At 57.5% G+C, this 26,421-nt stretch carries 15 protein-coding genes; 8 read left to right on the top strand and 7 right to left on the bottom strand.

Annotated features, from left to right (window positions below; translation table 11 throughout):
- Nucleotides 1–151 precede the first annotated feature (151 nt).
- From H4684_RS06930 to amt, 3 genes are all read right to left on the bottom strand, one after another.
- Nucleotides 152–1,249, bottom strand: coding sequence for a HigA family addiction module antitoxin (locus H4684_RS06930; RefSeq protein WP_192623261.1), 1,098 nt, complete (start codon nucleotides 1,247–1,249; stop codon nucleotides 152–154).
- Nucleotides 1,242–1,589 carry a type II toxin-antitoxin system RelE/ParE family toxin gene (locus tag H4684_RS06925; protein WP_092193914.1) on the bottom strand — a complete coding sequence of 116 codons (348 nt, stop codon included), beginning with the start codon at nucleotides 1,587–1,589 and terminating at the stop codon, nucleotides 1,242–1,244. Before H4684_RS06925 ends, H4684_RS06930 begins: the two co-directional genes overlap by 8 nt.
- A gap of 310 nt (nucleotides 1,590–1,899) precedes the next feature.
- Nucleotides 1,900–5,694: an ammonium transporter gene (gene amt, locus H4684_RS06920; protein WP_192623260.1), complete on the bottom strand. Its 3,795-nt coding sequence runs from the start codon at nucleotides 5,692–5,694 to the stop codon at nucleotides 1,900–1,902.
- A 511-nt stretch (nucleotides 5,695–6,205) separates the two neighbouring features.
- On the opposite strand from amt, the gene H4684_RS06915 reads away from it, so the two are divergent.
- A complete protein-coding gene (locus H4684_RS06915; RefSeq protein ID WP_092193868.1) occupies nucleotides 6,206–8,521 on the top strand; it encodes a cysteine synthase in 2,316 nt (771 codons plus the stop codon).
- Nucleotides 8,522–8,642: 121 nt separating this feature from the next.
- Here H4684_RS06915 and H4684_RS06910 read toward each other — a convergent pair whose 3' ends face one another.
- The 3 genes from H4684_RS06910 to H4684_RS06900 form a co-directional block, all read right to left on the bottom strand.
- Nucleotides 8,643–9,419, bottom strand: coding sequence for a response regulator (locus H4684_RS06910; protein WP_192623259.1), 777 nt, complete (start codon nucleotides 9,417–9,419; stop codon nucleotides 8,643–8,645).
- Nucleotides 9,420–9,489: 70 nt separating this feature from the next.
- Nucleotides 9,490–10,188: a response regulator gene (locus H4684_RS06905; protein ID WP_092193866.1), complete on the bottom strand. Its 699-nt coding sequence runs from the start codon at nucleotides 10,186–10,188 to the stop codon at nucleotides 9,490–9,492.
- A 574-nt stretch (nucleotides 10,189–10,762) separates the two neighbouring features.
- On the bottom strand, nucleotides 10,763–11,080 hold the full coding sequence (locus tag H4684_RS06900) for a YgiT-type zinc finger protein (protein ID WP_092193865.1): 318 nt from the start codon (nucleotides 11,078–11,080) through the stop codon (nucleotides 10,763–10,765).
- A 204-nt stretch (nucleotides 11,081–11,284) separates the two neighbouring features.
- Between H4684_RS06900 and H4684_RS06895 the strand changes: the two genes are divergently transcribed.
- From H4684_RS06895 to H4684_RS06885, 3 genes are all read left to right on the top strand, one after another.
- Nucleotides 11,285–12,163 (top strand): NAD(P)-dependent oxidoreductase, encoded by an 879-nt coding sequence (locus H4684_RS06895; protein WP_192623258.1) that lies wholly within the window; start codon nucleotides 11,285–11,287, stop codon nucleotides 12,161–12,163.
- Between the two features lie 108 nt (nucleotides 12,164–12,271).
- The gene (locus H4684_RS06890) at nucleotides 12,272–15,610 is read left to right on the top strand and encodes a hybrid sensor histidine kinase/response regulator (protein WP_225940305.1); all 3,339 of its coding nucleotides are present in this window, start codon (nucleotides 12,272–12,274) and stop codon (nucleotides 15,608–15,610) included.
- The gene (locus H4684_RS06885) at nucleotides 15,610–17,007 is read left to right on the top strand and encodes a sigma-54-dependent transcriptional regulator (protein WP_192623257.1); all 1,398 of its coding nucleotides are present in this window, start codon (nucleotides 15,610–15,612) and stop codon (nucleotides 17,005–17,007) included. The genes H4684_RS06890 and H4684_RS06885 overlap by 1 nt, the downstream gene beginning before the upstream one ends.
- Here the strand turns inward: H4684_RS06885 and H4684_RS06880 are convergent.
- Entirely contained in the window at nucleotides 17,004–17,207 is a 204-nt protein-coding gene (locus H4684_RS06880) for a hypothetical protein (protein WP_092193861.1), read from the bottom strand. The genes H4684_RS06885 and H4684_RS06880 overlap by 4 nt on opposite strands.
- Nucleotides 17,208–18,052: 845 nt before the next feature.
- Here H4684_RS06880 and nifJ point away from each other — a divergent pair.
- The 4 genes from nifJ (at nucleotide 18,053) to H4684_RS06860 (ending at nucleotide 26,258) form a co-directional block, all read left to right on the top strand.
- Entirely contained in the window at nucleotides 18,053–21,697 is a 3,645-nt protein-coding gene (gene nifJ, locus H4684_RS06875) for a pyruvate:ferredoxin (flavodoxin) oxidoreductase (RefSeq protein ID WP_092193860.1), read from the top strand.
- 80 nt (nucleotides 21,698–21,777) lie between these two features.
- A complete protein-coding gene (locus tag H4684_RS06870) occupies nucleotides 21,778–23,490 on the top strand; it encodes an L-lactate permease (protein WP_092193859.1) in 1,713 nt (570 codons plus the stop codon).
- 87 nt (nucleotides 23,491–23,577) lie between these two features.
- On the top strand, nucleotides 23,578–24,966 hold the full coding sequence (locus H4684_RS06865) for an FAD-binding oxidoreductase (protein ID WP_092193858.1): 1,389 nt from the start codon (nucleotides 23,578–23,580) through the stop codon (nucleotides 24,964–24,966).
- Between the two features lie 2 nt (nucleotides 24,967–24,968).
- Nucleotides 24,969–26,258, top strand: a complete 1,290-nt coding sequence (locus tag H4684_RS06860; RefSeq protein ID WP_092193857.1) for a (Fe-S)-binding protein — start codon at nucleotides 24,969–24,971, stop codon at nucleotides 26,256–26,258.
- Nucleotides 26,259–26,421 lie beyond the last annotated feature (163 nt).

Here is a 26,421-nt window from a genome sequence, read left to right as displayed (position 1 = left end):
TGAAACTGTGAAACTGGGATCTAACTTTGAATCTTGATTTTTTGGAGTCAGTTAAATGATAAACTCCATTTTTTCCGGAATGGTCAGGGCTAAGCAATTCAATGTCTGGCCTTGGATTTCAATTTCTTCCTGAATCCCACCGCCTGATCCATCACTCATCATCCGCGCTTTTCCACCGATAAAACATCTTCAGGCTGTTAAGACCCGTCTTATAGGGAATTATCCCGTCGTGTTGCAGGCGTCCAAGGACAATGCCGGGAGCGATCCCGATTTCTGCGGCAAAGGTTTTGATATCCGATGCCGACAGACTGTCAGCCTTGACAAGCCGTCGCATCTCGGCCGGTGGGATGAGTCTGTCTCTGGCAAAGGCGTTAGCTTCCCTTTCTTTCTCGTCATCGAGCCCGTTGCCTTCTATGATCACCGTCTTGCGGCCATGCTTGAGGATGTGTCCGGCTTCGTGGAAAAAGGTGAACCAGAGATGGTCATCGCTTTTATAGCGTAGGCTGAGTTGGATTACCGCGCGATCTCCGAGCCACCTGGTAGCCCCCCAAGTGCCTGTCTTCGGCAGTTCCGGGACGAAAACCACGGCCACTCCCGCGGAAGCGCAAAGGGAAACCAGTTGGGGCGTGAAAACATTGGGAGGGGCAGTGGTCAGGGTGCGAATGAGGTCAAGAACCTCCAGAAAACGCTTGCGATCAAAAGGGGCGCACTCGATGCGTTGAGCCTGGATTTCCCCTTGCCGGAGCCATGCGGAAACGGCCTCCGCGCACCCTTCGAATCTGGCAGTCTGCCGATAGGCAACCTGATATTCGCTCCAGACTGTTTGCCATTGCGTTGGAGATGCCACGCCGTAATAGCACAGCACCGCGTCGAGCTGCTCGAACGTATCCTTGAGCTTGGGAATCCAGCCCAGCTTTGCCATGGTGGAAACCGGCACCCGCTTGAGCCATTCCAGATACGACGCCATGCGCCGCTGCTCGGCAAGTCGCGTCAGGTCGTCTTGATAGTGGCGTTCCAGGTTGCTCCAAAAGTGGGCCGGGCGCCCCAGTGTGCGTTCGAATTTCAAGGCCGTTTCAGGAGTTATGGGCGCCTTGGCCTTGATGATTTCGTTGATGGTTTTTTTGGTCAAGCCTGTTCGATCCGCAAGCTCGGCCTGGGTCATGCCCAAATCATCAAGGTAATCTGCCAGCACCTCTCCAGGCGTAACGAGATAGTCCGGTATAAATTTGTTATTTTGTACGTTATTCATGGGTATCCTCCACTCCCAAAATCACGATGGCGGCCACCTTTGACCAGTCCAGACCGCCATCCTCGTGCGTGGGTATCGGATCATGGGCGGGAGAAAAAATCAGACGATAGGGATGATCCAAATCTACGGAAAGCTGACCGTTACGCTTGCCATGCGCCAGTTCGTGGCATCGACCGGGTCCACTTTTGGGCGGCCAGAAATCCATGAGACAAGCTGCGGCTCGAAACTCGCCCATTCGTAGACGAATTTTTCGAGCTCGTTGAACTCCGTGCAGTCTTTCAAGGCGCGCCCCTTCGCTAAATTCCTTTGCAAGCTTTTTGTTTTTGAAAAATATATCCAAAATCATCCTCCGTCAATTATGATTAACCTACTTGGTTAATAATTTTTAACGATATGGAGCAAGACGTCATGGGCGGCACAATGCGCTGATCTCTTGGCGATAAAATTTTCAAGCCTGTAGCGCACAGAGCGAAGATGACACAAGATATAATTTCAAGGGGTTGCAGCTACGTAGGTAGTAGTCCTGCCCTGTAGGAGGATGAGCCGGTAAGCTAGCGGCCATGACCATGGGTATGACGCCCCGCAGGAGCGCATTTGCTGAGAGTTGGTGGAAGCGATTAAAGGATTCAATCCCTCTTTCTTTCCCGACTTCAGTTCGAGCCTTCCTCTAAAATTGCCGCGCGAATCATCTCCCCGGCATCGTCTGGAATCATGGGTTTTGAGAACATGTAGCCCTGGGCGCGATCGCAGTTGATGGACTGCAGGCGGTCAAGCTGTTCCTGCGTCTCCACGCCTTCGGCGGTCACTCTGAGGCCCAGGCTGTGGGCCATGTCCACGATGGAGCGGACGATCTCGGCGTTTTCCTTGGGCGTATCCGTGCCGCTGATGAAGGAGCGGTCGATCTTGAGGATGTCCATGGGGAACTGGCGCAGGTAACTCAGGGAAGAGTAGCCGGTGCCGAAATCGTCCACGGCCAAAAGCACTCCGAGCTCCTTCAAGCGGCGCATTTTTTCCGCCGCGGCGGAGGGGTCGAGGATGATGGCGCTTTCGGTGATTTCGAGTTTCAGACGTGGCGCGGCGATGTCGTTCTCGCGCAGCGCTCTTGAAATCATCTCGACCAGGGTGTGCTGGGCGAACTGCTTGCACGAGAGGTTGACGCTCATGGTCAGGCCGTAGTCGGCGGACCCGCTCCCGTCATCCCAGACTTTCAGCTGCCTGCAGGCCGCGTTGATCACCCACTGCCCCAGGGGCACGATCAGCCCGGATTCCTCGGCCAGGGGGATGAAGCGGTCGGGCATGATCATGCCGCGTTCCGGATGGCGCCAGCGCACGAGCGCCTCGAACCCTTCGAGTTTTCCTTCCTCGACATCGATAATTGGCTGATAGTGGAGCTCCAGGTCATTTTCTTCGATGGCTCGCCGCAGCTCGTTCTCCATGTTGATGACCTCCAGCACCTCCTGACGCATGCGGTTGTGAAAAACCAGATGTCCCCGTCCGCGCTCCTTGGCCTTGTACATGGCTATGTCCGCATCCCGCAGGATGTCTTCGGCCCGTCCGTAGTCGCGTGTCTGCAGCACGATGCCCACGCTGGCCCCGGAGACGATCTCCTTTCCGTTCCAGAGAAAGGGGCGTCGCACCTCGCTCTGGATGCGGTTGGCCACTGCGATGACTTCCTTGTTGGTCCGGAATTCCTCAAGCAGCACGGCGAATTCGTCTCCGCCAAGCCTGGCCACCGTGTCCACGCGGCGCACGCAGGAATTCAGGCGGGACGCGATCTCCACCAGCAGGGCGTCGCCGGCCTGATGCCCGAGGGAGTCGTTGACCCATTTGAACTTGTTCAGATCGATGAGCATGGCGGCGAAATGATAGTCGGGGCGTCTCTTTGTTCTCTCCACGGCGCGTCCTAGGCGTTCCCGAAAGAGGGAGCGGTTCGGCAGGCCGGTCAGGGAGTCGTGGAAGGCCTGATGGGTGATCTGCCGTTCGAATTCCTTGCGCTCGGAGATGTCCTGATAGATCCAGAATATGTTGGTGATCTCGCCGCCGATGCGCACCGGATGCCCCAGGATGTTGACCGGGATGACCTCGCCCCGGCGGGTTCGCCGGAGCGATTCCCGTTGCACCGTCTCACCTTCCAGGATGCGCTGGCGGACGCTGTTGACCTCGGACAGCTGATCCTCGGGTACGATGAAGATCCTGTTGTCCTTGCCCAGAATTTCGCCGCGCCGGTAGCCGAAAAGGTTCTCGAAGCCGCCGTTGACCTCGACGATGCGGCCGACGGTATCCACCAAGACGATGGCCAGCGGGGAATCCTCGAACAATTGTCCGAAAAGGGCCATCTGCCGGTCCAGGGCCTGCTGCATGGCGCGGCGCTGGGTGATGTCCATGACCGTACCCTCATAGCAGACGACATGTCCCGTCGCGTCCTTCACGGCCCGCGCATTCTCCGAAATCCAGATGATGGAGCCGTCCTTGCGACGGATGGCCGATTCGAAATCGAAAATCGCCTCGGTCTCCTCCAGCGTCCGGATGAACTCTTCCCTGCGCCCGGCTTCGACATAGAGCTGGCGGCTGATGTCGTCGTAGTGGCGCATGAGCTCGGCCGGGCTTTCGAACCCGTATATCTTTGCCAGTGCCGGGTTGGCCTGCAGATAGCGTCCCTGCGTGGTGGTCCGGAAAATTCCCTCCACGGCGTTTTCAAAGATGCCCCGGAAGTTTTCTTCGGCCTTGCGCAGCTCGTTCTCGTAGCGTTTGCGTTCGGAGATGTCGCGGAACGTGCCGATGAAAAAGTCTCCCTGGCGTCCGCTCGACTGCTTGACCACCGCCTCAAGGGTCACCGGGGAGCCGTCAGCCCGGCGTCCCGTGATCTCGACCTGGTTTCGGGAGCGCAGGGCGTGCGCCAGGGCGGATTCGCTTGAGTCGTCGGCCGAGCCGGAGCGGTTCTGGACAGGCACGAGGTCGGGAATGGACATTTGTTCCAGATTCACGCCGGAATATCCGAAGATGAGGCTCGCTCCGGGGTTGGCGGATATGATGCGTAGGGTGTCCGTGGTGAAGACGATGATCGCGTCGGCGGCGCTTTTGACAATGGCTTCGGTCTTGGAGACTGCGTCGTTCAGGGCGTCCAGCACGTGATTGTAACGGTGGGCGATATGCCCGACTTCCGTGAAGGGTTCCTCGGGGGCGCGCAGGCTGAAATCCCGGGTGGCGGCCTGTCTGTCGAGCATCTCGAAAAGATCGTGGATATCCGTGCGTGCGCCGTGTTCGCTGACGTTCAGACCGGTCTCTTCGTCCTCGGGAGCCACGCGCAAGGGGAATATGGGATCGATGAATCTGAGCAGGGCCAGCGGCAGCGCGAAAGCGACGACAAAAGCGATGAAAATGCCCACGCACTGGATCCAGAGCTGATCGGGCATGCTCAGCCCCGTGCCCAGCGCGGTCGGATCGCCGAAGACGGCCACGGCAAGTATGCCCCAGATCCCACAACCCAGGTGCACCGGCACTGCGCCCACGGCGTCGTCGATGTGCAGGCGCGTGAGCAGGGTTTCGCAGCCCAGACAAACCGCACCGGCCACGAGGCCTATGCATGTGGCTGCGAAATTGTCCACGGCGTGGCAGCTTGCGGTCACGGCCACCAGCCCGCCGAGGACGCCGTTGACGAGATAGGTGATTTTCGGAGTTCGGCTTGTCAGCCAGCCAAGAAGCAGATTGCTCGTTCCTCCGGCGACACCGGCCAGTACGGTGTTCACGATGATACCGGGCACGGTCGTATCGAGTGCAAGGGTGGATCCGCCGTTGAAGCCGAACCAGCCCAGCCAGATCAAAAAAGCGCCAAGCACGGTCAGGGGCAGGTTGCCTGCGTTGATCTCTCGCGGGGGGGCGTCCTTGGGGAAGCGCCCCTTGCGTGGTCCGATTACGATCAGCGCCGCCAGGGCCAGCCATCCGCCCACGCCGTGAACGACCATGGATCCGGCGAAATCCACGAAGCCGCGCTCGCCCAGCCATCCGGTCAGTTGTCCGGCGTCAAGTCCGTTCCAGGCAAGATGTCCGTAAAGAGGGTAGACGAGGACGGAAAAGATGAGCGCGACAATGAGATACGACACGAAGCGCATGCGTTCCGCCACGGCTCCGGAAAAGATCGTCGTGGCGGTGCCGCAGAACATGATCTGGAAAAAGAAGAAGGCCGCCGAGAACCCTGAAGAGTCCTTGGTGGCGGGGCTGAAGTCCGGAACGTGGAAAAGGTCCCAGGAGAGATGCCCGAACATCAGTCCGAAACCCAGCACCCAGAACACGGCCGCCGATAGTACAAAATCGGCAAAATTCTTGATCGCGACGTTGATGGAATTTTTCGAGCGGGTAAGCCCTGATTCCAGGCACATGAATCCGGGCTGCATCAGGAATACCAGCGAGGCCGAGATGAGTATCCATAAGAGGTCTATCTTTTCCATTATCGAGCTGCCTTGTCTTGTTTGACTCCACTGCAATCTGTCGCGAATGAGCCTCGATGTCATTTTCGCGAAGGCGGAAAGTCAAATTTTTTCAGTGAGTTAAAGTCAAAAAAAATGTCTCAATCCTTCAAGGAGATGACGGCTTTTTGCAGTTACACCTCGTTTGGCCGGGGAGGTTGCGCAACGGGAGCGGAACGTGGCCAAGCCTGTTAAGCAAGGAAGAGGCCAGAGTGGTTATTTTTATAAATATCGGAAATATATGATTTTTTAAGGATTTCAGTCCGCTCCGCCACCATGCGAAGGCCGCAAAAATGCAATATTGTCGAGGGCCGATTGACAATAGTGTTAAATCATTGGGATTGTTTTTAAAAAGGGGAGTACCGCCGCAGCCGCGCGAGTCAGGGACCGGTGAGACGGTGAGAGCGGCCCGGGCATGTTCCGCCCCTTGCCCGGAAACGGGTTTTACCCTAGGTTTGCGCCCTTGCGTTCAATCCATCAGCAGGGTTTTTCCATGATTCATCCGACCATTCTCTCTCTTATCGGGGCCACTCCCATAGTTTTTCTGAACCGCGTCTTTCCTCATCCGCGCATTCGCCTGGCGACCAAGCTCGAAGCCCAGAACGTCGGCGGGTCCATCAAGGACCGCGTGGCTCTGGCCATGATCGAGGCGGCCGAGGCGTCGGGGGAACTGACCCCGGACAAGATCGTCATCGAGGCCACCAGCGGGAACACCGGAGTCGGACTGGCCATGGTCTGCGCGGTCAAGGGCTACAGGTTGACCCTGCTCATGCCAGATTCCGCTTCCGAGGAACGAAAGCGCATCATGCGCGCCTTCGGGGCGGAACTGCGTCTGACTCCCGGCCGTCTCGGCACCGACGGCGCCATCGAGGAAGCATACCGGCTGGCGCGCGAAGAGCCGCAGACCTATGTGCTCATGGACCAGTTCAACAACCCGGCCAGCATAGCGGCTCATTACATGGGCACGGGCCGGGAAATCATCGAGCAGACCGAAGGCCGGGCCACCCATGTGGTCATAAGCCTTGGCACCTCGGGGACGGCCATGGGTATCGCCAAGCGCATGAAAGAGAGCGCTCCAGGCGTTGAGGTTGTCGCGGTCGAACCCTACGCCGGGCACAAGATTCAGGGCCTCAAGAACATGCAGGAATCCTATCCTCCCGGAATTTACGACAAGCGTGCCCTGGACCGGATCATCCACGTCGAGGACGAGGAGGCCTTCGCCTGCTCGCGGCAACTGGCGCGGGAAGAGGGGATATTGTCCGGAATGAGCGCGGGCGCGGCCCTGGCTGGAGCCTTGCGCATCGCCAGGGAACTGGACGAGGCCGGAAAAGAGGGGCTCATTGTCTTCATCTGTCCGGATACGGGAGAGCGCTATCTCTCGACCACGCTTTTTTCACCGCTGGCCCGGCATGGTCTGGGGGTGCGCAGCGTGGCCACCGGATGCCTCGAATGCCTGGGCAGTCCGGCAGGCGGACACGCGCTGTTCACGCCGGGACCGAGCCTTGACGACCTGGGTGAGCTGGATGTCTGGCGGCGCATTGTCTGGCTGGACGTGCTGGCCAAGGCCCTGATTGAGCGCGGGCAGAACGTGCGTCTGGCCGTGGGTCTCGCGGACATGGACGATCGCGCCCTGGCGGCGGCCCGGGAAGCCAAGGCCGGTTTGCAGGACTTCGGGCAGAGGGCGCGGGAGTTCATGCTCGCCCAGGCCAAGGCGCTGGGCGTTTCCGATACCGTACTCTTTCCCCTGGCCGGAGCCAGTCAGGAACGCGCCCTGGGCCTTGCGCGCAAGCTGCTGGCCAAGGGTCAGGCCTACGAGAAACTCAGGTCCGTCTATTTCGACGTGACCCGGGACAAGACCTACGGGCAGATCTCGTGCGTGGACACGGCGGGCATGAATCTGGGCTACACCGTGGATCTGGCTGACTATGTGAAGGATAATCCCGCCGACTTCACGCTCCTCAAGCGGGCCACCTTGCAGGACCTCAAACTGGGGGACGTGATCGAGACCGAATGGGGCAAGGTCCGCCCGAGCTGGTTTCTGCAGTTGGCCGCCACTGCCCTGGACGCTCTGGGCACGGTCACGGTCATGTTTGCCGCCGAGTCGCACCGTTTTCCGCATATGGACAACTTTTGCGCCATCTGGAGCGCCGGGGCCGGAGTGCGGCCCATGGCCTGGATGGTGTCCCAGCCCGTGACCCCGCGCGAACAGGGCGATACGGTGCCGTCGCTCACCGAGGTCCTCGCCGTCGCGGGCACCGGACCTGCCCTGCGGCTGTGGCTCTTGTCCGCCTCCTACCTCAAATCCCTGGCCTATTCGCCGGAAAGCCTTGTCATGTGGGTCAAGAACCAGAACCGGCTGCAGGACGCCTACGTATCGGCTTCCCTTGGCGGTGCTGGAACGGGCGTTTCCCCGCAGCTTGAGCAGGCTATTTACGACCTGAAAACCGCTTTTGCCACGGCGCTCGACGACAATCTCGATCTGGCCCACTTCTGGCCGACGCTCTTCGCCTTCGCCAAGTCCGTCAACGCCCGCGCCGGAAAGATGAGCGCGGATGAAGCCGCACTGGTGGCCGAGCAGCTTCTGGCCTGCGACCGGGTGCTTGGCTTTCTGGATCATTCGCGCCTGCCGCTGGCTGAAAAATCCTGGCCGCTTGAGGCCGCGGATCTGGTCGGCCGGCGCGAGGAAGCCCGCAAGACAAAGGATTTTGTCCAGGCTGATGCGCTGCGCGAAAAATTGGCCGCCATGGGCCTCAGGCTTGAGGATCATCCTGCGGGAGTGCGCCTTTTCCGAATGGAGCGCCCGGTTTAGCTGTCTCGGATCTTGCCTTGGGCGGGGCATGAAAAAGCAGGCGGACCCGAGGGTCCGCGAGATGTTGCTGGAGTGGGGCTGACCAACCGTGTGTTTGGCCGGCCCTCTTTTTTATGAATGGCTACGCGCTGTGGTCTTGAAGATGTTTTTTGATGCTTTCCGAGGCTTCAAGGATTTTTGCTTCCATTTTTTCGAAGATCTCCCCGACACGTTGCATGTCCGATGCGCCATGACATGCCGATTCGAGAGCCTTTGCCAGCATGTTTATCTCCGTGGCGCCGATCATGAGCGAGGACCCTTTGAGACTGTGGGCAAGGCGCATGCATTCCTTGATGTTCCTGTTCTTCAGGTGCGTTGAATATTCGAAGATGAATTTTGCTCCGTAGGCGGGGAACTCGCGCAATACGTTGAAAAACGCGGATTCGTTCCCCAGGAAATTCGCCAGGGCGTGGGACATGTCGAACCCTGTGATCTTCAGGGGATGGTAGGTGGCCGCTCCGATCGGGTCTTCGTTTTCACGGGGGGAGAAGTAAGACATGACTTGGGCGAGCTCCAGAGGCTTGTGGAAAATGCGCAGCGAGCTTCCTGCATGCATTTTTTTCAAAATGGCTTCCGGTTCCTCGCCGGTCAGCAGATAGATTCTGTCTTCCGTGGCTGCGCCGTTGTCCTGCAGATGCCGGGCGAGGTCTATTCCATTCATGACCGGCATGTGAAAGTCGAGCAGGATCAGGTCGTAGCTGTTCGCCTTGGCAAGGCTTGTCGCCTGATCGGCGTTTTCGGCCAGGTCGACCTTGAGGCCGAGATTCTCCAGGACTTCGGAGGTGACGCAGCGGCAAATTTCGTCATCGTCGACCACGAGAACCGATTTTTGGGGAGAGCACAATTTGCTTTCTATCATCCTGCACTCCTTTGTGTTCGTAAGTCCCTCGACTTTTTGCTGTGCCATCGTTTTTTTGGGACTCGGCTTCTTAAAGTTTGTTGGAGGATCCGGTCCGATTCAAATGTCTGCCCGTATCAATTTCGTCTTCCGGCAGGAACAGGCTGCCGTGTCGCAACTCGTTGCAACTGTTGATGCCGAGCTTGCCGAGGATGTTGGAGCGGTGTTTGTCCACCGTCTTGATGCTGATGAAGAGTGATTCGGCGATCTCCTTGCTTTTCCAGCCGTCTATGATGAGTCTCACGATTTCCTTTTCACGGGCGGTGAGGTTTTGCATGGGAGGCAGCGCCTTGCGCTGCCTGTTCACAAGGAGATAGTCCCTGACGATGGCCTTGGCCAGGTGAGGGCTGATAAACAAGTCGTCATCCAAGGCATATTGCACGGCCAGGAACAGTTCGTCCGGATTCGATCCCTTCAGGACATAGGCGTTGGCCCCATGCTCCAGGGCGTCGAAGATGAAGTCGTTGTCATCGCTGGCCGTGAGCACGATGATCTTCACGTTCGGCTCGATCTGCCTGATTCTTTGCAGAACCTCCGTACCCGGAATGTCCGGGAGCCGCAAATCAAGCAGAATAACGTCCTGCTTTTTCATTTGAAATGACCGCAGCGCCTCTTTCCCGGTGGCGACATCATCGTCGATCATGTATTCGCCGTGCATGTCGATCATGGATTTGAGACCCATCCGCAGCAGGCTGTCATCCTCGACCAGCAGAATCCTTTTTTTTGTCATGGGCGTTTCTCTTTGTTTTTTGCCAGGGCAGAACCGGTGGCATTTGATCCAGATTTCTCTGTCTTTGTTGCACGAATCGGACAGGAGCTTTGCCGTTTTGTCCCCCCAAGGCTTGAACTGTCCGGGGAGTTCCGTGCTTTTCCTTCTCGCTTCAACCACCAAATTAATGAAATCCGACCATTGCCCTTGTCATTTGTAAGAGTTAATAAATAGTTTTACCCACTCTTTTAATAGACATTGTGCAGTATTTTTTACTTACTCGTGCTAAGGGTTTTTCGTGCTTAATTTCGGATTTTCGGAATTTGGGGCGGGCAGAATACGGCCGTAATAAATCGATTTTGTCTATCGGGATGAGTACGTATGTTGAATAAAGGAATATGCGGATGAAGCAGATATCGTTCAGAGTACCTTTACGGATACATACCTCACTTCTGGCGAGGAAAATGCACTGATCAATGTATGGATGGCAAAAAAATACCGCCAGAATCGGCGGCGTGGGGGGGTTGACTTTAGTCGGAGGCAAGTCCAAAAAAAAGCCGCGAAGTGCGGCTTTTTTCGATGGCATCGCGAAGTGCTATTTGCGCGAACTTTTGTTGATTGTTTCCACGAGTTCCGCGGCGACCTGAATTTCGACATCCTGCTGGGCCTGTTCGTCGAGAAGCTGGGACTTGGGCCATCTGCACCTGTGATAGGATATGGTGGCTTTTTGCGACAGCTGTTCGATCTTGGTCAGCATGATGCCCATCGCTTCCTGGGTTATGATGAAATGTCCGCATTCCGAACATTTGGGTGCTGGTACATCCTCAAAGCAAAACAAGTGGTTACGGCATTCCATCTGATATGAGATGGTTTCCTCGGCGACACTGTCGCTTCCGCATTTCTGGCAGATCATGGCAACCTCGTATGGTCTAATTTGAATCCGAAATAATCGTTCATTATATGTATGTTTTTCCTGTTTGGCAAATAATACTCTAATACTTTGAAATTACAGTTCTTTATTGTTTTTTTTTGTTTTGCCGGACCGCGTCCGCCCTGAGCTGGACGGCGGTTCTGCTTTGGCAATTGGCATTTATCTTGAATCAACTCTGGAGGAATCATGAGTAAAATAGGCTGGGTCGGAATCGGAGTCATGGGGCGCTCCATGTGCGGGCACCTGCTTGCGGCAGGACATGAAGTCAAGGTCCATACGCGCACCAAGGCTTCGGCGGAAAGCACCATCGCCGCTGGTGCGCAGTGGTGTGAAACCCCGGGCGAAGTCGCCGTGGATTCGGAGTTCGTGTTTACCATTGTAGGTTATCCGGCCGATGTGCGGGCCGTTTATCTTGGCGACGGCGGTCTGGTGGAGCGGGCCGCGCCGGGATGCGTGCTTGTGGACATGACCACTTCCGAGCCCGCGCTGGCCAAGGAGATTCACGAGGCGGCCCGGGCCCGTGGCCTGTCCGCGCTGGATGCTCCGGTCTCCGGAGGCGATCTCGGTGCGCGCGGCGGCAGCCTGGCCATCATGGTCGGTGGCGAGCAGGAAGCCTTTGACCGGACCCTGCCCCTTTTTGAGAAGATGGGAAAGAACATCCGGCTCATGGGTGATTCAGGTGCAGGTCAGCACACCAAGATGAGCAACCAGATTCTCATCGCCGGGACCATGATCGGAGTCGTGGAATCCCTCCTGTATGCCGTGAAGTCCGGCCTGGACGTGGACGACGTCATCGACGTCATCGGCAGCGGGGCGGCCGGTTCCTGGTCCATCAACAATCTGGGGCGCCGGATCGCCAAGGATGACTACGATCCGGGCTTTTTCATCAAGCATTTCGTGAAGGACATGGGCATCGCCCTGGCCGAAGCCAGGAAAATGCGCATCGCCTTGCCCGGCCTCGCCCTGGTCGAGCAGTTGTATGTCGCGGCCATGGCGCAGGGATTGGAAAACATGGGCACCCAGGCTCTGTATATCGCTTTGAAGAACTTGAACGCAGTAAAATAGAAGTTATTGCAACGGTTCATCAAAGATTTCTGTGTCTTTGTTGAACCGTTGCAATTTTGAATTGAAATTTTTGGAGATCGTGTGCGGAACATATTTTTTTGCCTGCTTATGTTTTTGTTCATTCCTCATGCTTTTGGGCAGGATGAAAAAAAAATCAATGTGCTCTATATAAATTCATATCATAATGGATATGAATGGTCTGACAGCATATTTGATGGCGTGCGCGAAACATTCAGAAATAGTGGAAAGAATATTTATCTTCAGATAGAATATATGGACTCCAAAAGATATTCAGGAGAGAAGATAAATGAAATACTTTTTAATTATTATAAATTCAAATTCAAGACGACACATTTTGATCTCATAGTCACGTCTGACAACAATGCCTATGAGTTTATTTCAGAGCACGGCGAGGACCTGTTTCCCGAAGTGCCCATAGTTTTTTGCGGGATCAATGATGTGGAGGCCGGAAATGTGCCCATGCGCTCACGCATGACCGGAGTGCTGGAAGAATTCGAGGTCCCGTGGAACATCGAGCTGGCTCTCAAATTTCATCCGGGCAAGAAACGCCTGGTGGTCATCGGCGATCAGAGCATGACCGGGGTGGCCATCGCCAACCAGGTCCGGGCGCAGATCCCCGGCCTGCCCACTGAAATCGAAGTTGAGTTTCTGGACGAGTTTTCTCTCGACGAACTGATATCAAAGGTGCGCTTCGCCTCGCCGGACAGCATCTTCTTCTTCATCCCCTTTTACAAGGATGTGGGCGAGGCCGTGTATTCGGCCCAGGATCTGCTTGAGATAGTCTGGCAGGAGACGGGCGTTCCGCTGTACAGCGCATGGGAATTCCTGCTCGGGCACGGCATGGTGGGCGGGAAGATGATCAGCGGCTACAGTCACGGCCAGGCCGTGGCCGAGATGGGGCTGCGCATTCTGGATGGGGAATCTCCGGCCGACATCGAGATATCCGTCAGTCCCGACGATCCGCCCAAGTTCGACTATCGCGTGCTCATGCGCCTCGGAATCGACCGCAGGCTCCTGCCCGAGGGCAGCATCCTCATCAACGAGCCTTCGCCGTTCTATTCCATCAACAGGCACCAGTTCTGGACCATCATCATCAGCCTTGTCATCCTGTCGCTGGTGCTGATCCTGCTGGTGATCAACATCTGGGAGCGCAAGCAGATCGAGGTGCGGATCAAGAACCAGCTCTCGTTCTTGCGCACCCTCATGGATACCCTGCCCATCCCCATCTATTTCACCGACCGCGGCGGAGCCATCGCCGGCATCAATCGGGCGTTCGAGCACTGGTTCGGGGTGAGTTGGGAGCATGACAAGGGTTTCGAGTCCCAGGAGCTGGCGCTGGTCGAGACGCGTTTCGCGCCCCTGCTCGACATGCGCATGGATTCCTACGAGGCCCAGGTCCGGCACGGTGACGGCTCCTTGCGCTCGGCGGTGCTGCACAAGGCCACCTACGCCGACGCCCAGGGCGAGAACGCGGGGATAGTGGGCGTCATCTACGACATTTCGGATCGCAAGAAGGCCGAGGACGACCTGCGAGCGGCCGAGGAAAAATACCGCACCATCTTCGAAAACTCGGCCCTGGGCATTTTTCAGACCACGCCCGACGGCTCCTGGATGGTCGCGAACCCCGCCCTGGCCAGGATGCTCGGGTACGCGAGTCCGGAAGATCTGATCGCGGACAATCCGAACATATCCTCCCTGTATTTTCAGCAGAGCGACCGGGAGAGGGTTGTCGACCTGTATCAGCAGAACAGGGGCAGCGTGGAGTTCGAGGTTCTTTTCCGCACCCGCGCGGGTGATATCATCACCGCCAATCTGAACGCCCGTGCCGTGCGCGGATGCAACGACGATTTCTGCCATTTCGAGGGATTCGTCGAGGACATCACGGACCGCAAGGCAGCGGAGCTGGCCCTGGCCGCTTCCGAGGCCATGTTGCAGCTGGTCCTTGATACCATCCCCCAGCTTGTGCACTGGAAGGATCGCGAACTCAGGATCATCGGCGCGAATCGAAATTTTCTGGCCCATGTTGGCCAGACCGAGCTCTCGGCCATTTTTGGCAGGAAATACGCCGATGTTGTGAGCTATGCCCATGAGGTGGAGCAGATCACCCGGCTCGACGAGGAAGTGGTCGAGACCGACGAGCCGCGTTTCCGGCTGCGTCTTGAGACCCGTAACCTGGCCGGCGAGAACATGTGGCTGCTGGTCAACAAGGTGCCTCTGCACGGGCCGCACGGGGAGGTCGTGGGCATCCTCAGTACGGCCGAGGACATCACCCAGACCATGAATCTGGAAAAGCAGCTGCTGCAATCCCAGAAGATGGAGGCAATTGGCACGCTGGCTGGTGGAATCGCCCATGATTTCAATAATATATTGACATCCATCATGAATTCCACCGAGCTTGCCATGGAGGACATCCCCGAAGACAGCCTGAACTGGAAGGATCTTGAGCGCTCCCTCAAGGCCGCCGTTCGCGGCAGCGGTCTGATCAAGCAGATCCTGACCTTCAGCCGTCCGACCCAGGAAGGATTTCTGCCCACGGACCTGCGCGAGGTTGTCAGCGAGGCCGTGGCGCTGATTCGCGTCTCCATGCCGCGCAACATCATGGTCCTGTCCGAAATTGACGACGACCTGCCCCTTTGCCTTGCCGATCCGACCCAGGTTCATCAGATAGTCATGAATCTTGCCACCAACGCGTTTCAGGCGTTGGGCGAGGGCGGCGGCAATATTTCCATCCGCCTGAGCCGGATGACGCTGGACCGCGACGACGCGCAGCTCGGCAATCTAGCCCCGGGCATTTACAGCAGGCTGTGCATCGAAGACGATGGCCCGGGCATCGACGAGAACATCCAGGACAAGATCTACGACCCCTTTTTCACCACCAAGGGCAAGGGCGAGGGCACGGGCCTCGGACTGGCCGTGGTGCACGGCATAGTGCGCAATCACGGCGGGGAAATCAGGCTCTCAAGCACCCCCGGATTCACCCGCTTCGACATCCTCCTGCCGACCATGAACGAGCTGTGCCTCCTGCCCGGCGTGTGCGCGGGAGCCTTGGTCATGGGCAGCGAGCGCCTGGCCTTCATCGAGGACGACGAGGATCAGCTGATGCTCATCCCCCGTGTTCTTGAGCAGCTCGGCTATGAAGTGCATCCCTTCCAGAATCCCGCCGAAGCCATTTTCGCCATCTGCGACGAGGGGTTGCCTTTTGATCTGGTCATTACCGACTACGACATGCCCGGCATGAACGGCTTCGATGTTGCAGGGATTCTGCAGGAGCGGCGCCCCGACCTGCCGGTGATCATGGTGTCGGGGAGAAAGCAGGCCGAGGAATTCCTGGGTCAGGCCGGCAACATCAAGTTTTTTCTCGGTAAACCGTACAACAAGGACATGGTCGGACGAGCCATCCGCGATGTCCTCGACAAGGATGCATGATGGCCAGGATACTCATTATCGACGATGACCCGCAGGTTTGCGAAACGCTTGAGAGCCTCATTTTTCGCCTTGGCCACGAGTGTCACGCCGCCCATACGCTCAAAGACGGGCTGGCGCGGCTGAGCGGCATGGAGTTCGATCTGGTCTTCCTTGACGTGCGCCTTCCCGACGGCAACGGGCTTGAGGCCCTGGGACAGATTCGCAACCACGAGACTCCGCCTGACGTGATCGTCTTGACCGGTCAGGGTGATCCCGACGGGGCCGAATTGGCCATCCAGGGCGGGGTCTGGGACTATCTGGTCAAGCCTTCGCCCATCAAGCAGATCAAGGAGACCCTGAACCGCGCCCTTGCCTACCGCGAGGAGAAGAAAGCCATGGGCCAGTCCGTGGCCCTGGATCTCAAAGACGTGGTGGGGGAGAGCAGCGTCATGCGCCAGTGCTACGAGCGCATCGCCCAGGCCAGCGGATCGGACTCCACCGTGCTGGTCACCGGCGAGACGGGAACCGGCAAGGAGCTTCTGGCCCGCACCATCCACCGCAACAGCCTGCGCTCGGCGCGCGCTTTTGTGGTCGTGGACTGCGATTCCCTGACCGAATCCCTGCTTGAGAGCATTCTCTTCGGTCATACCAAGGGCTCCTTCACCGGCGCCGCGCGGGACAGGATAGGGCTGGTCAAGCTTGCCGATCAGGGCACGCTTTTTCTGGATGAAATCGGGGAGTTGCCGCTTTCGGCGCAGAAGACCTTCCTGCGCGTCCTGCAGGAGCGCCGCTTCAGGCCGGTGGGGTCGAATCAGGAATTGGAGAGTGATTTCAGGCTCATCTCGGCCACCAACCGGGACCTTGCGGCCATGGTCAAGGCTGGTGAGTTCAGGCAGGACCTTTTCTATCGCATCAACACCATCCAGCTGCATCTGCCCGCCCTGCGTGATCGCGAGGAAGACGTGATCATCCTGGCCCGTCACCATATCGACAAATTGTGCCGGCAACGCAACATTCCGATCAAAGAGATGGATCCGGAACTGGTCGAGATGCTCAAACGTTACGATTGGCCCGGCAACGTGCGCGAGCTTTTCAATACCATTGAACAGGCTTTTGTGCTTTCGGGAGCCGAAAAAACGGTCTATGCCCAGCACCTGCCTCAGGCGGTGCGTATTCGGGTCGCCAAGACCAAATTGGGCAAGGGAAGAGCGGATGGGGAAGCGGGGCCGGAGGAAGCGTTGGAGGAAGTGGAGGAGGCCCTGCCCACATTGAAGGACTTCAAAACGTCCAAAGAAAGGGAATATCTGCTCAGGCTCGTGGGCAGCCACGGCAAGGATATTCAGAAGATGCTGGCAGTCTCGGGGCTTTCACGGTCGCACCTTTATGCCATGCTCAAAAAGCACGATATCGAAGCCTAGTAATCCTGTTCTTCGTCCTGCTCTTTTCCGAGCCAGTATTCTTTCCAGGAATCAACGATATATTCCGTCTTGACCAGGACACTGTCGCCGTCGTTGATGCGCTGCTTTTGCATCGGGGTCAGCAGTTGTGACAGCTGCATCGTTTCGTTTTGCGACAATCCTCGAATCACGCCATTTTTCGTTATGCTTTTTCCTTTCATGTTAAACCTCCAGATAACCATATATAAAGCAGTTTTTGCCTTCCTGGCAAGCTGCCTGTTTCATTTTTTGTGCAAAATTGCTGCCAACGACTTTGCCGTATCGTGTTTCATTCTTTCACGGCATCCAAATAAATCCGCTTTTTCAGGATGTTGCCGCAGATGTTATTTTTTGCTTTCGCTTCTTGGGCTCAATATTTCATGAGAATTTTTGTGCAAATTTGAAACACCGGTCGCGTCAGGATGATACGATTCTTCCAAATTTGAAACTTCCGCAGGTCCATGGGATGTGCCTGTTCATGGTCCCGCAGGACGAGTCTGAAGCGAGACTGAAGAAAAATGGTTGTTTAGTCAACCAAATTGTATTACACTGGCGGGATCAATTCGAGTCCGGAAAATCGGACAGCGGCATGGCCCCGATCCTGGTAACGGTTCGTCCGAGGGGGCCCGGCAGGTGTGGGAATTTTTGGGATTGAGCGTCAATTTTCCTTTGTCGGAACTGATTAGGGGATTTTGTCGAAAGGTTTGTCCGAAAAAACGGACACCTGCCCAAAATCCCTTTTTTGACCATTAACCAGCCAATTAAGCGCGTTAACCGGATTGAAGTTGTATGTTTGCATTCCCGAACTAACGTGCTATTTCCAGGGAAAAATATTTATTGTCTTTTTTTTCAGACAAACCGGAAGGGGGGCTATGACAAATACGATCACTGTCTCATAAGTTTTTTTTATTTCAGTTGGTTAGGTGGTTTTGGTTATGTGGCACAAAACTTGTTTAAAGCGAACGGAAGCACGAGAAAAGTTGCGATATCGCTTGAAAACAACAACTTGGCTTTTAGGAGAAGATACATGGCAAAAAATATGAAAACCATGGATGGAAATACCGCAGTCACTCATATCGCCTATGCGATGAGCGATACGGCGGCAATTTATCCGATCACCCCTTCCTCCACCATGGGCGAGATCGCTGATGAGTGGGCCGCGCAAGGGCGCCTCAATATATTTGATCAGAAGGTCATGGTTCGCCAGATGCAGTCCGAAGCTGGCGCTGCCGGTGCTGTGCACGGTTCCCTGGCCGGTGGCGCGCTGACCTCCACCTTTACCTGTTCCCAGGGCCTTTTGCTCATGATCCCGAACATGTACAAGATTTCCGGTGAATTGCTTCCCGGCGTCTTCCATGTCAGCGCACGCGCCGTTGCCGCGCATGCCCTGTCCATCTTCGGCGATCATCAGGACGTCATGGCCTGTCGCCAGACCGGCTTCGCCATGCTGGCTTCCAGTTCCGTGCAGGAATGCATGGATCTGGCCCTAGTCGCGCATCTGTCCTCCATTGAATCGAGCATCCCCTTCCTGCACTTCTTCGACGGCTTCCGCTCTTCCCACGAAATTCAGAAGATCGAAGTCATCGACTACGAAGACATCAAGAAGGTCGTCAATCACGAGGCCATCGCCGAATTCCGTGAACGCGCCATGAGCCCGGCCAATCCGTCCATTCGCGGCACCGCCCAGAATCCCGACATTTATTATCAGGGCCGCGAAGCTTCCAATGTCTACTACGATCAACTCTCTTCCATCGTGGTGGAGCAGATGAAGAAGGTCACGTCCATCACCGGTCGTTCCTACAAGCCTTTCGACTACGTCGGTCATCCTCAGGCCGAGCGCGTCATCGTGGCCATGGGTTCTTCCTGTGAAACCATCGAGGAAGTGGTGCGCCACCTCCTGGCCAAGGGCGAGAAGGTCGGCTTGGTCAAGGTCCGCCTGTATCGTCCGTTCCTGCCTGAGTACTTCCTGCAGGTTCTGCCTGCCACGGCTTCCGTCATCACCGTGCTCGACCGCACCAAGGAGCCCGGCGCCAAGGGCGATCCGCTGTATAAGGATATCTGCACTGCCTACATGGAACGCGGGGAGATGCCCGAGATCGTCGCCGGCCGTTATGGCCTGGGCTCCAAGGAGTTCACCCCGGCCATGGTCAAGGCCGTGTATGACAACATGATGGTCGCTCAGCCCAAGCATCACTTCAACGTCGGCATCGAAGACGATGTGACCCACACCTCCCTCGACGTGCCGGCCTTCGCCGACACCACCCCGGCCGGCACCGTGCAGTGCAAGTTCTGGGGCCTGGGCTCCGACGGAACTGTCGGCGCCAACAAGGAAGCCATCAAGATCATCGGCGACAACACCGACATGTACGCACAGGGTTACTTTGCCTACGACTCCAAGAAGTCCGGCGGCATCACCGTTTCCCACCTGCGCTTCGGCAAGGAGCCCATCCAGTCCACTTATCTGGTCAACGCGGCCGATTACATCGCCTGCCACAAGGCCAGCTACGTGCACACCTACGACGTGCTCGACGGCATCAAGGACGGCGGCACCTTCGTCCTGAACTCCAATTGGACCGCCGAGGACATGGAGAAGGAACTGCCCGCTTCCATGCGCCGCACCATCGCTAAGAAGAACCTCAAGTTCTACAATATCGACGCGGTCAAGATCGCAGCCGAAGCTGGCCTTGGCAACCGCATCAACATGGTCATGCAGACCGCTTTCTTCAAGCTCGCCAACGTCATGCCCTTCGAAGAAGCCGTCGCGCTCCTGAAGAAGGCCATCAAGAAGGCCTATGGCAAGAAGGGCGACAAGATCGTCAATATGAACATCGCGGCCGTTGATCAGGCTTCCGCCAACCTGATCGAGATCAAGGTCCCGGCCGCCTGGGCCGACGCGGCTTGCGACTGCGCCTCCGAGCAGGATGTTCCTGATTTCGTCAAGAACGTCATGCGTCCCATCCTGGCCCAGAAGGGCGACAGCCTGCCTGTCTCCGCCTTCGAGCCCGACGGACTGTTCCCCGTGGCCACTTCCCAGTTCGAAAAGCGCGGCGTGGCCATCAACGTGCCCGAATGGATCGCGGCCAACTGCATCCAGTGCAACCAGTGCTCCTTTGTCTGCCCGCACGCGGCCATCATCCCCGTGCTGCTGACCGAAGAAGAGATGGCCGACGCTCCCGAGACCTTTGAGACCCTCGACGCCATGGGCAAGGAATTCAAGGGCATGAAGTTCCGCATGCAGGTCAACACTCTGGACTGCATGGGTTGCGGTAACTGCGCCGACATCTGTCCGGCCAAGAACACCGCCTTGGTCATGAAGCCCCTGGAGACCCAGACCGGACGCGAAGTGCCCAACTACGACTTCTCGGTCACCGTTCCTTTCAAGGACAACCTGACCCGCCGCGACACCGTCAAGGGCAGTCAGTTCCAGAAGCCGCTGATGGAATTCTCCGGCGCCTGCGCCGGTTGCGGCGAGACTCCGTATGTAAAAGTCATGACCCAGCTCTTCGGCGAGCGCATGATCATCGCCAACGCCACGGGCTGCTCCTCCATCTGGGGCGCTTCGGCTCCGACCACTCCGTACACGGTCAACGCCGACGGTCATGGTCCTGCCTGGGGCAACTCCCTGTTCGAGGATGCGGCCGAATTCGGCTACGGCATCCAGATGGCTTATGCCCAGCGTCAGGCCAAGCTGGCCGACCTGGTCGCCAAGGCCCTGGAAGGCGAACTGCCTGAAGATCTGGCCGAGGCCTTCAAGGGTTGGCTCGAAAATCGCGCCAACGCCGAAAAATGCAAGGAATACGGCGACAACATTCGTGACATCCTGGCCTTCATGAACCGCGACGAACTGCTCGACGCCATCTATGAGCGCGAAGAGCTGTTCGCCAAGAACTCCTTCTGGATCTTCGGCGGTGACGGATGGGCCTACGATATCGGCTATGGCGGGCTGGACCATGTTCTGGCCTCTGGCGAAGACATCAACGTTCTGGTGATGGACACGGAAGTGTACTCCAACACTGGCGGACAGTCCTCCAAGGCGACTCCGCTTGGTTCCATCGCCAAATTCGCTGCCGCAGGAAAGCGGACAGGGAAGAAGGATCTTGGACGCATGGTCATGAGCTACGGCTATGTCTATGTAGCCACGGTTTCCATGGGCTACGACAAGCAGCAGCTTCTGAAGGCCCTGCGCGAGGCGGAAGCCTATCCCGGACCGTCCCTGATCATCGCCTACGCTCCGTGCATCAACCAGGGACTTCGCAAGGGCATGGGCAAGACCCAGCTCGAATCGAAGCTGGCAGTACAGTCCGGCTACTGGCCGCTGTACCGCTACAATCCTCTGCTCGCGGATGAAGGCAAGAATCCGTTCATCCTGGACTCCAAGGCTCCGGACGGAAGCATCCAGGAATTCCTGGCCAGCGAAAACAGATACGCCCTGCTCGAAAAGATCGCGCCCGAAGACTCCAAGAGACTGCGGACCCAGATCGAGCAGGATTATCTGCAGCGTTTTGAAATGTACGAGTATCTTGCCAAGCAGGTGCCCACGACGGTTAAGGCGGCTTCCGCTCCCGTCGCCGCTCCTGCAGCGGGCGAGGGTTGTACATTGACGGCGACGGCGGAGCATGCGGGGGCCAACAAGCCTGGCGAGCCCTGCGATGACGGCCGCGCCGGCAAATAGGTAAAGGCAAGCTGCCGGTCCGAGAGGGTGGGGTCCCTTTCGGACCGGCGGTCCATTCATCAGTTTTATTGGAGGGAGATATGTCAATTCCTGTCTTGGCAATGGTGGCTCTGTTGCCTATTTTGGTGGCTCTTGTACTGATGGTCGGCATGCGCTGGCCTTCTACCAAAGCCATGCCTCTTGCATGGCTTGTGTGTGCCCTCGGCGCAATTCTCGCATGGAATCTGCCCGTCGGTTATGTCGCGGCCCTGTCGCTTCAGGGTATCGTGGTCGCCATCGGCGTCTTGATCATCGTCTTCGGCGCGATCATCATCCTGTACACCCTGAAATATTCAGGAGGAATGGAAACCATTCAGTACGGAATGCAGGGCATCAGCCGTGACAAGCGTATCCAGGCCATCATCATCGGCTTCATGTTCGCGGCATTCATCGAAGGCGCGGCCGGATTCGGCACGCCCGCCGCACTGGCCGCACCGCTGCTCCTGTCCCTGGGCTTCCCGCCCCTGGCCGCAGCGGTCATCTGTCTGGTCTTCAACTCCTTCCCCGTATCTTTCGGCGCGGTCGGAACACCCATTCTCGTCGGCCTCAAGTTCCTGGACCCGCTGGCCAAGGCAGCAGTCGCTTCCGGCGTACCCGGGCTGAACTTCGTAGATTTCGGTTCCTTCGCCAAGGTCATCGGCCAGTGGGCGACCGTCATGCATGGCCCGATGATCTTCATCCTGCCCATCTTCATGCTCGGCTTCCTGACCCGCTTCTTCGGCAAGAACAAGTCCTGGAGCGAAGGCTTCGCCGCATGGCAGTTCTGTGTTTTCGCCGCCGTGGCTTTCATTGTTCCCTACCTGACCTTCGCATGGCTGGTCGGTCCTGAATTCCCGTCCCTGATCGGTGGTCTTGTCGGCCTCGGCATCATCGTGGCCGGCGCCAAGGCCGGATTCTGCGTGCCCAAGGAAAGCTGGGATTTCGGCCCGCAGTCCACTTGGGACGCTGAATGGACCGGTACCATCGCCACGGCCACCAACACCGAGTTCAAGGCTCACATGAGCCAGTTCAAGGCATGGCTGCCCTACATCCTGATCGGCGCCATCCTGGTCGTTACCCGTATCCCCGAACTGGGCCTGAAGGGCATCCTGGCCGCCCAGTCCATTCCCTTCAAGAACATCCTTGGCTATGAGGGCGTTTCCGCCTCCATCCAGTACCTGTACCTGCCCGGTACCATTCCTTTCATGCTGGTCGCGCTGCTGACCATCCTGATCCACGGCATGAAGGGTTCTGCCGTCAAGCAGGCCTGGACCGAGTCCTTCGTCAAGATGAAGGCCCCGACCATCGCGCTCTTCGCCGCAGTGGCCCTGGTTTCCATCTTCCGCGGTTCCGGCGTTGCCGATATCGCCCTGAACCCCAACAGCTACCCCTCCATGCCCCTGGCCATGGCCAAGACCGTTGCCGCTTTCGCGGGCAACGCATGGCCGATGCTGGCCTCCTATGTCGGCGGCCTGGGTGCGTTCATCACTGGATCGAACACGGTCTCCGACCTTCTGTTCGCCGAATTCCAGTGGGGCGTGGCCCAGCAGCTTGAACTGCCCCGTCAGATCATCGTCGCCGCTCAGGTCGTCGGTGGCGCCATGGGCAACATGGTCTGCATCCACAACATCGTGGCTGTCTGCGCCGTGACCGGCCTCATCGGCCGTGAAGGCATGATCCTGAAGCGCACATTCTGGCCCTTCCTGATCTACGGCATTGTCGTAGGCATCGTGGCCAGTCTCATGAGCTTCGTCTTCCTGCCGCATCTGTTCTAAGTTACCAGGCGGTCCCGAAGGTTCGCGCAAGGCTTTCGGGACCGCATTTCATGAGAATCCATAAGAATCTCACGCAAGGAGAGAATAATGATTTCGACGAGTCTGCTCACTGAGTTCAAGACCCTGCTGGGCAAAGATAATGTCCTCGATAGCGAGTCCGACCGGCACTCCTATTCATATGATGCCGCAGTTCTCGACGCGGTCATCCCCGAGCTGGTCCTGCGTCCGACAAACAGCGAGCAGCTGGGCAGAACCGTGGCCTTGTGCAACGAAAACAAGCTGCCCATGACCGTTCGCGGCGCCGGTACCAATCTGAGCGGCGGCACCATTCCCACCAAGGAACATGGCGTCGTCATCCTGACCAACGGTCTCAACAAAATTTTGGAAATCAACGAACAGGATCTCTACGCCGTGGTCCAGCCCGGCGCAGTCACCGCCAAGTTCGCGGCCGAAGTGGCCAAGCGCGGCCTGTTCTATCCGCCCGATCCGGGCTCCCAGGCCGTGTCCACCCTGGGCGGCAACGTCGCCGAGAACGCGGGCGGCCTGCGCGGCCTGAAATACGGCGTGACCAAAGACTACGTCATGGGCGTCAATTTCTGGAACGCCGAAGGCGAATACATCAAGTCCGGCGGCAAGACCGTCAAATGCGTCACGGGCCTCAATATCGCCCAGCTCATGGTCGGTTCCGAAGGGACCCTTGGCGTCTTCGACGAGATCATCCTGAAGCTCGTTCCGCCGCCAGTCGCCTCCAAGGCCATGCTCGCCGAATTCGACGACATCGCCAAGGCTTCCGAGACGGTCGCGGCCATCATCGCCAACAAGATCGTTCCCTGCACCCTGGAACTGCTCGACAACGCGACCATCAACTACGTCGAGGATTTCACCAAGGCCGGTCTGCCGCGGGACGCCGCAGCCATTCTGCTGATCGAAGTCGACGGCGGCCACATTGCCCTGGTCGAGGACGACGCCGAAAAGGTTCTGGATATCTGCAAGAAGCACGGCGCCAAACGCGTACAGATGGCCAAGGACGCCGCCGAGAAGAACAAGCTTTGGGAAGCCCGCCGCAACGCGTTGCCTGCCCTGGCCCGCGCCCGTCCGACCACCGTCCTCGAAGACGCCACCGTGCCGCGCAGCCAGATTCCGGCCATGATCACGGCCATCAACAACATCGGCGCCAAGTACAAGCTGCAGATCGGCACCTTCGGCCATGCCGGTGACGGCAATTTGCATCCGACCATCCTGACCGACAGACGCGACAAGGAAGAATTCCATCGCGTGGAGCAGGCCGTGGACGAGATCTTCGATGTGGCCCTGTCCCTGGGCGGTACCCTGTCCGGCGAGCACGGCATCGGTACGGCCAAGTCCAAGTGGCTGGAGAAGGAAACTTCCAAGGCGACCATCATTTACTCGCGCAGGCTCAAGAAAGCAGTTGATCCCAATTACCTGCTCAATCCCGGCAAAATAATCGGAGGCTAGTCATGACTGCAGACGTTCATCAACTGGCCAAAATGCTGCATGAACTCGACGACCAGATGGTCGCGTGCATGAAGTGCGGCATGTGCCAGGCTGTTTGCCCGGTTTTTGCCGAAACCATGAATGAGGGCGACGTGGCCCGGGGCAAGATCGCGCTCCTGGAAAACCTGTCCCATGAAATGATCAAGGATCCCGTAGGCGTTCAGGACAAGCTCAACATGTGCCTGCTGTGCGGCTCGTGCGCGGCCAACTGTCCCAGCGGCGTGAAGGTGCTGGACATTTTCCTGAAAGCCCGCGTCATCGTGAACACATACATGGGTTTGCCCGCCGTCAAGAAGGCCATCTTCCAGGGCCTTCTGACCAAGCCTGGCGTATTCAATTCCGTCATGGACGTGGCTTCCAAGTTCCAGGGCGTGTTCACCAAGTCCGCGAACGAAGTCATCGGTTCGTCCTGTTCCCGCATTGATCTGGCGGTCATCGAAGGCCGGCATTTCATGCCTCTGGCCAAGAAGTCGCTGCGCAAGCTGGAACCGTCCCGCAACACCCGGCCCGGCAAGAGCGGATATCGGGTGGCCTTTTTCCCCGGCTGCGTCATCGACAAGATATTCCCGCAGGTCGGCCAGGCTGTACTCAAGGCCTTGACCCATCACGAAGTGGGCATCTTCATGCCGTCAGGCCAGGCGTGTTGCGGCATCCCGGCGCTGGCTTCGGGCGACAAGGGGTCTTTCGACAAGCTTGTGAAACGTAATCTGGAGATTTTCGAAAAAGAGAACTTCGATTATCTACTCACTGCCTGCGCCACCTGCACGGCGACCATGCACGAACTGTGGCCGCTCATGTCCGGGGACAAGACCCAGAGCATGCAGGACCGCATCGCGGCCATGTCCGCCAAGGTCATGGACGTCAACCAGTTCATGGTTGACGTGCTGAAGGTGTCCATGCCCGTCGAAGGCCATGGGACCAAGGTCACATACCATGATCCGTGTCATCTTAAAAAATCCATGAAGGTTTCTGAACAGCCCCGAGCTCTTCTGAAGTCCAATCCGAACATGGAATTTGTCGAGATGTCCGATGCCGATCGTTGCTGCGGTTGCGGCGGCAGCTTCAACCTTCAGCACTACAAGGTCTCCAAGGACATTGGTGCCCAGAAGCGCGACAACATTGTCGCTTCCGGAGCCCAGGTAGTCGCAACCGGTTGCCCGGCGTGCATGCTGCAGATTTCCGACATGCTTTCCCAGCACAAGGATCAGATCGCAGTCAAACACGTCATGGAAATCTACGCGGAAACGCTTTAATGAGACACGGCGTCGGCGCATGGGGTTTTGACCCCGGTGTCGGCGCCTTTTCGATTAATAATGCAGTTGGTTGAAATTCCGTCGAAAAAAAGGCATTGACTAATCGTTCTCTTTTTTTCACAAACAACCGGATTGTGTAACCAACCAATTTGACGGGTCGCCG

The organism is Desulfomicrobium macestii (assembly GCF_014873765.1).
Classification (GTDB): Bacteria; Desulfobacterota; Desulfovibrionia; order Desulfovibrionales; family Desulfomicrobiaceae; genus Desulfomicrobium; species Desulfomicrobium macestii.
Note: the sequence above shows the minus strand (reverse complement) of the source record. Positions and strands in the feature narration are given on the sequence as shown.

What these genes read in the sequence shown, in the direction of transcription:
- H4684_RS06910 (WP_192623259.1), bottom strand. Translation starts at nt 9,419, where the DNA reads ATGATAGAAAGCAAATTGTGCTCTCCCCAAAAATCGGTTCTCGTGGTC.
- H4684_RS06880 (WP_092193861.1), bottom strand. Translation starts at nt 17,207, where the DNA reads ATGAAAGGAAAAAGCATAACGAAAAATGGCGTGATTCGAGGATTGTCG.
- H4684_RS06915 (WP_092193868.1), top strand. Translation starts at nt 6,206, where the DNA reads ATGATTCATCCGACCATTCTCTCTCTTATCGGGGCCACTCCCATAGTT.
- H4684_RS06900 (WP_092193865.1), bottom strand. Translation starts at nt 11,080, where the DNA reads ATGATCTGCCAGAAATGCGGAAGCGACAGTGTCGCCGAGGAAACCATC.
- H4684_RS06885 (WP_192623257.1), top strand. Translation starts at nt 15,610, where the DNA reads ATGGCCAGGATACTCATTATCGACGATGACCCGCAGGTTTGCGAAACG.
- H4684_RS06865 (WP_092193858.1), top strand. Translation starts at nt 23,578, where the DNA reads ATGATTTCGACGAGTCTGCTCACTGAGTTCAAGACCCTGCTGGGCAAA.
- amt (WP_192623260.1), bottom strand. Translation starts at nt 5,694, where the DNA reads ATGGAAAAGATAGACCTCTTATGGATACTCATCTCGGCCTCGCTGGTA.
- nifJ (WP_092193860.1), top strand. Translation starts at nt 18,053, where the DNA reads ATGGCAAAAAATATGAAAACCATGGATGGAAATACCGCAGTCACTCAT.
- H4684_RS06905 (WP_092193866.1), bottom strand. Translation starts at nt 10,188, where the DNA reads ATGACAAAAAAAAGGATTCTGCTGGTCGAGGATGACAGCCTGCTGCGG.
- H4684_RS06870 (WP_092193859.1), top strand. Translation starts at nt 21,778, where the DNA reads ATGTCAATTCCTGTCTTGGCAATGGTGGCTCTGTTGCCTATTTTGGTG.
- H4684_RS06860 (WP_092193857.1), top strand. Translation starts at nt 24,969, where the DNA reads ATGACTGCAGACGTTCATCAACTGGCCAAAATGCTGCATGAACTCGAC.
- H4684_RS06895 (WP_192623258.1), top strand. Translation starts at nt 11,285, where the DNA reads ATGAGTAAAATAGGCTGGGTCGGAATCGGAGTCATGGGGCGCTCCATG.
- H4684_RS06930 (WP_192623261.1), bottom strand. Translation starts at nt 1,249, where the DNA reads ATGAATAACGTACAAAATAACAAATTTATACCGGACTATCTCGTTACG.
- H4684_RS06890 (WP_225940305.1), top strand. Translation starts at nt 12,272, where the DNA reads ATGTTTTTGTTCATTCCTCATGCTTTTGGGCAGGATGAAAAAAAAATC.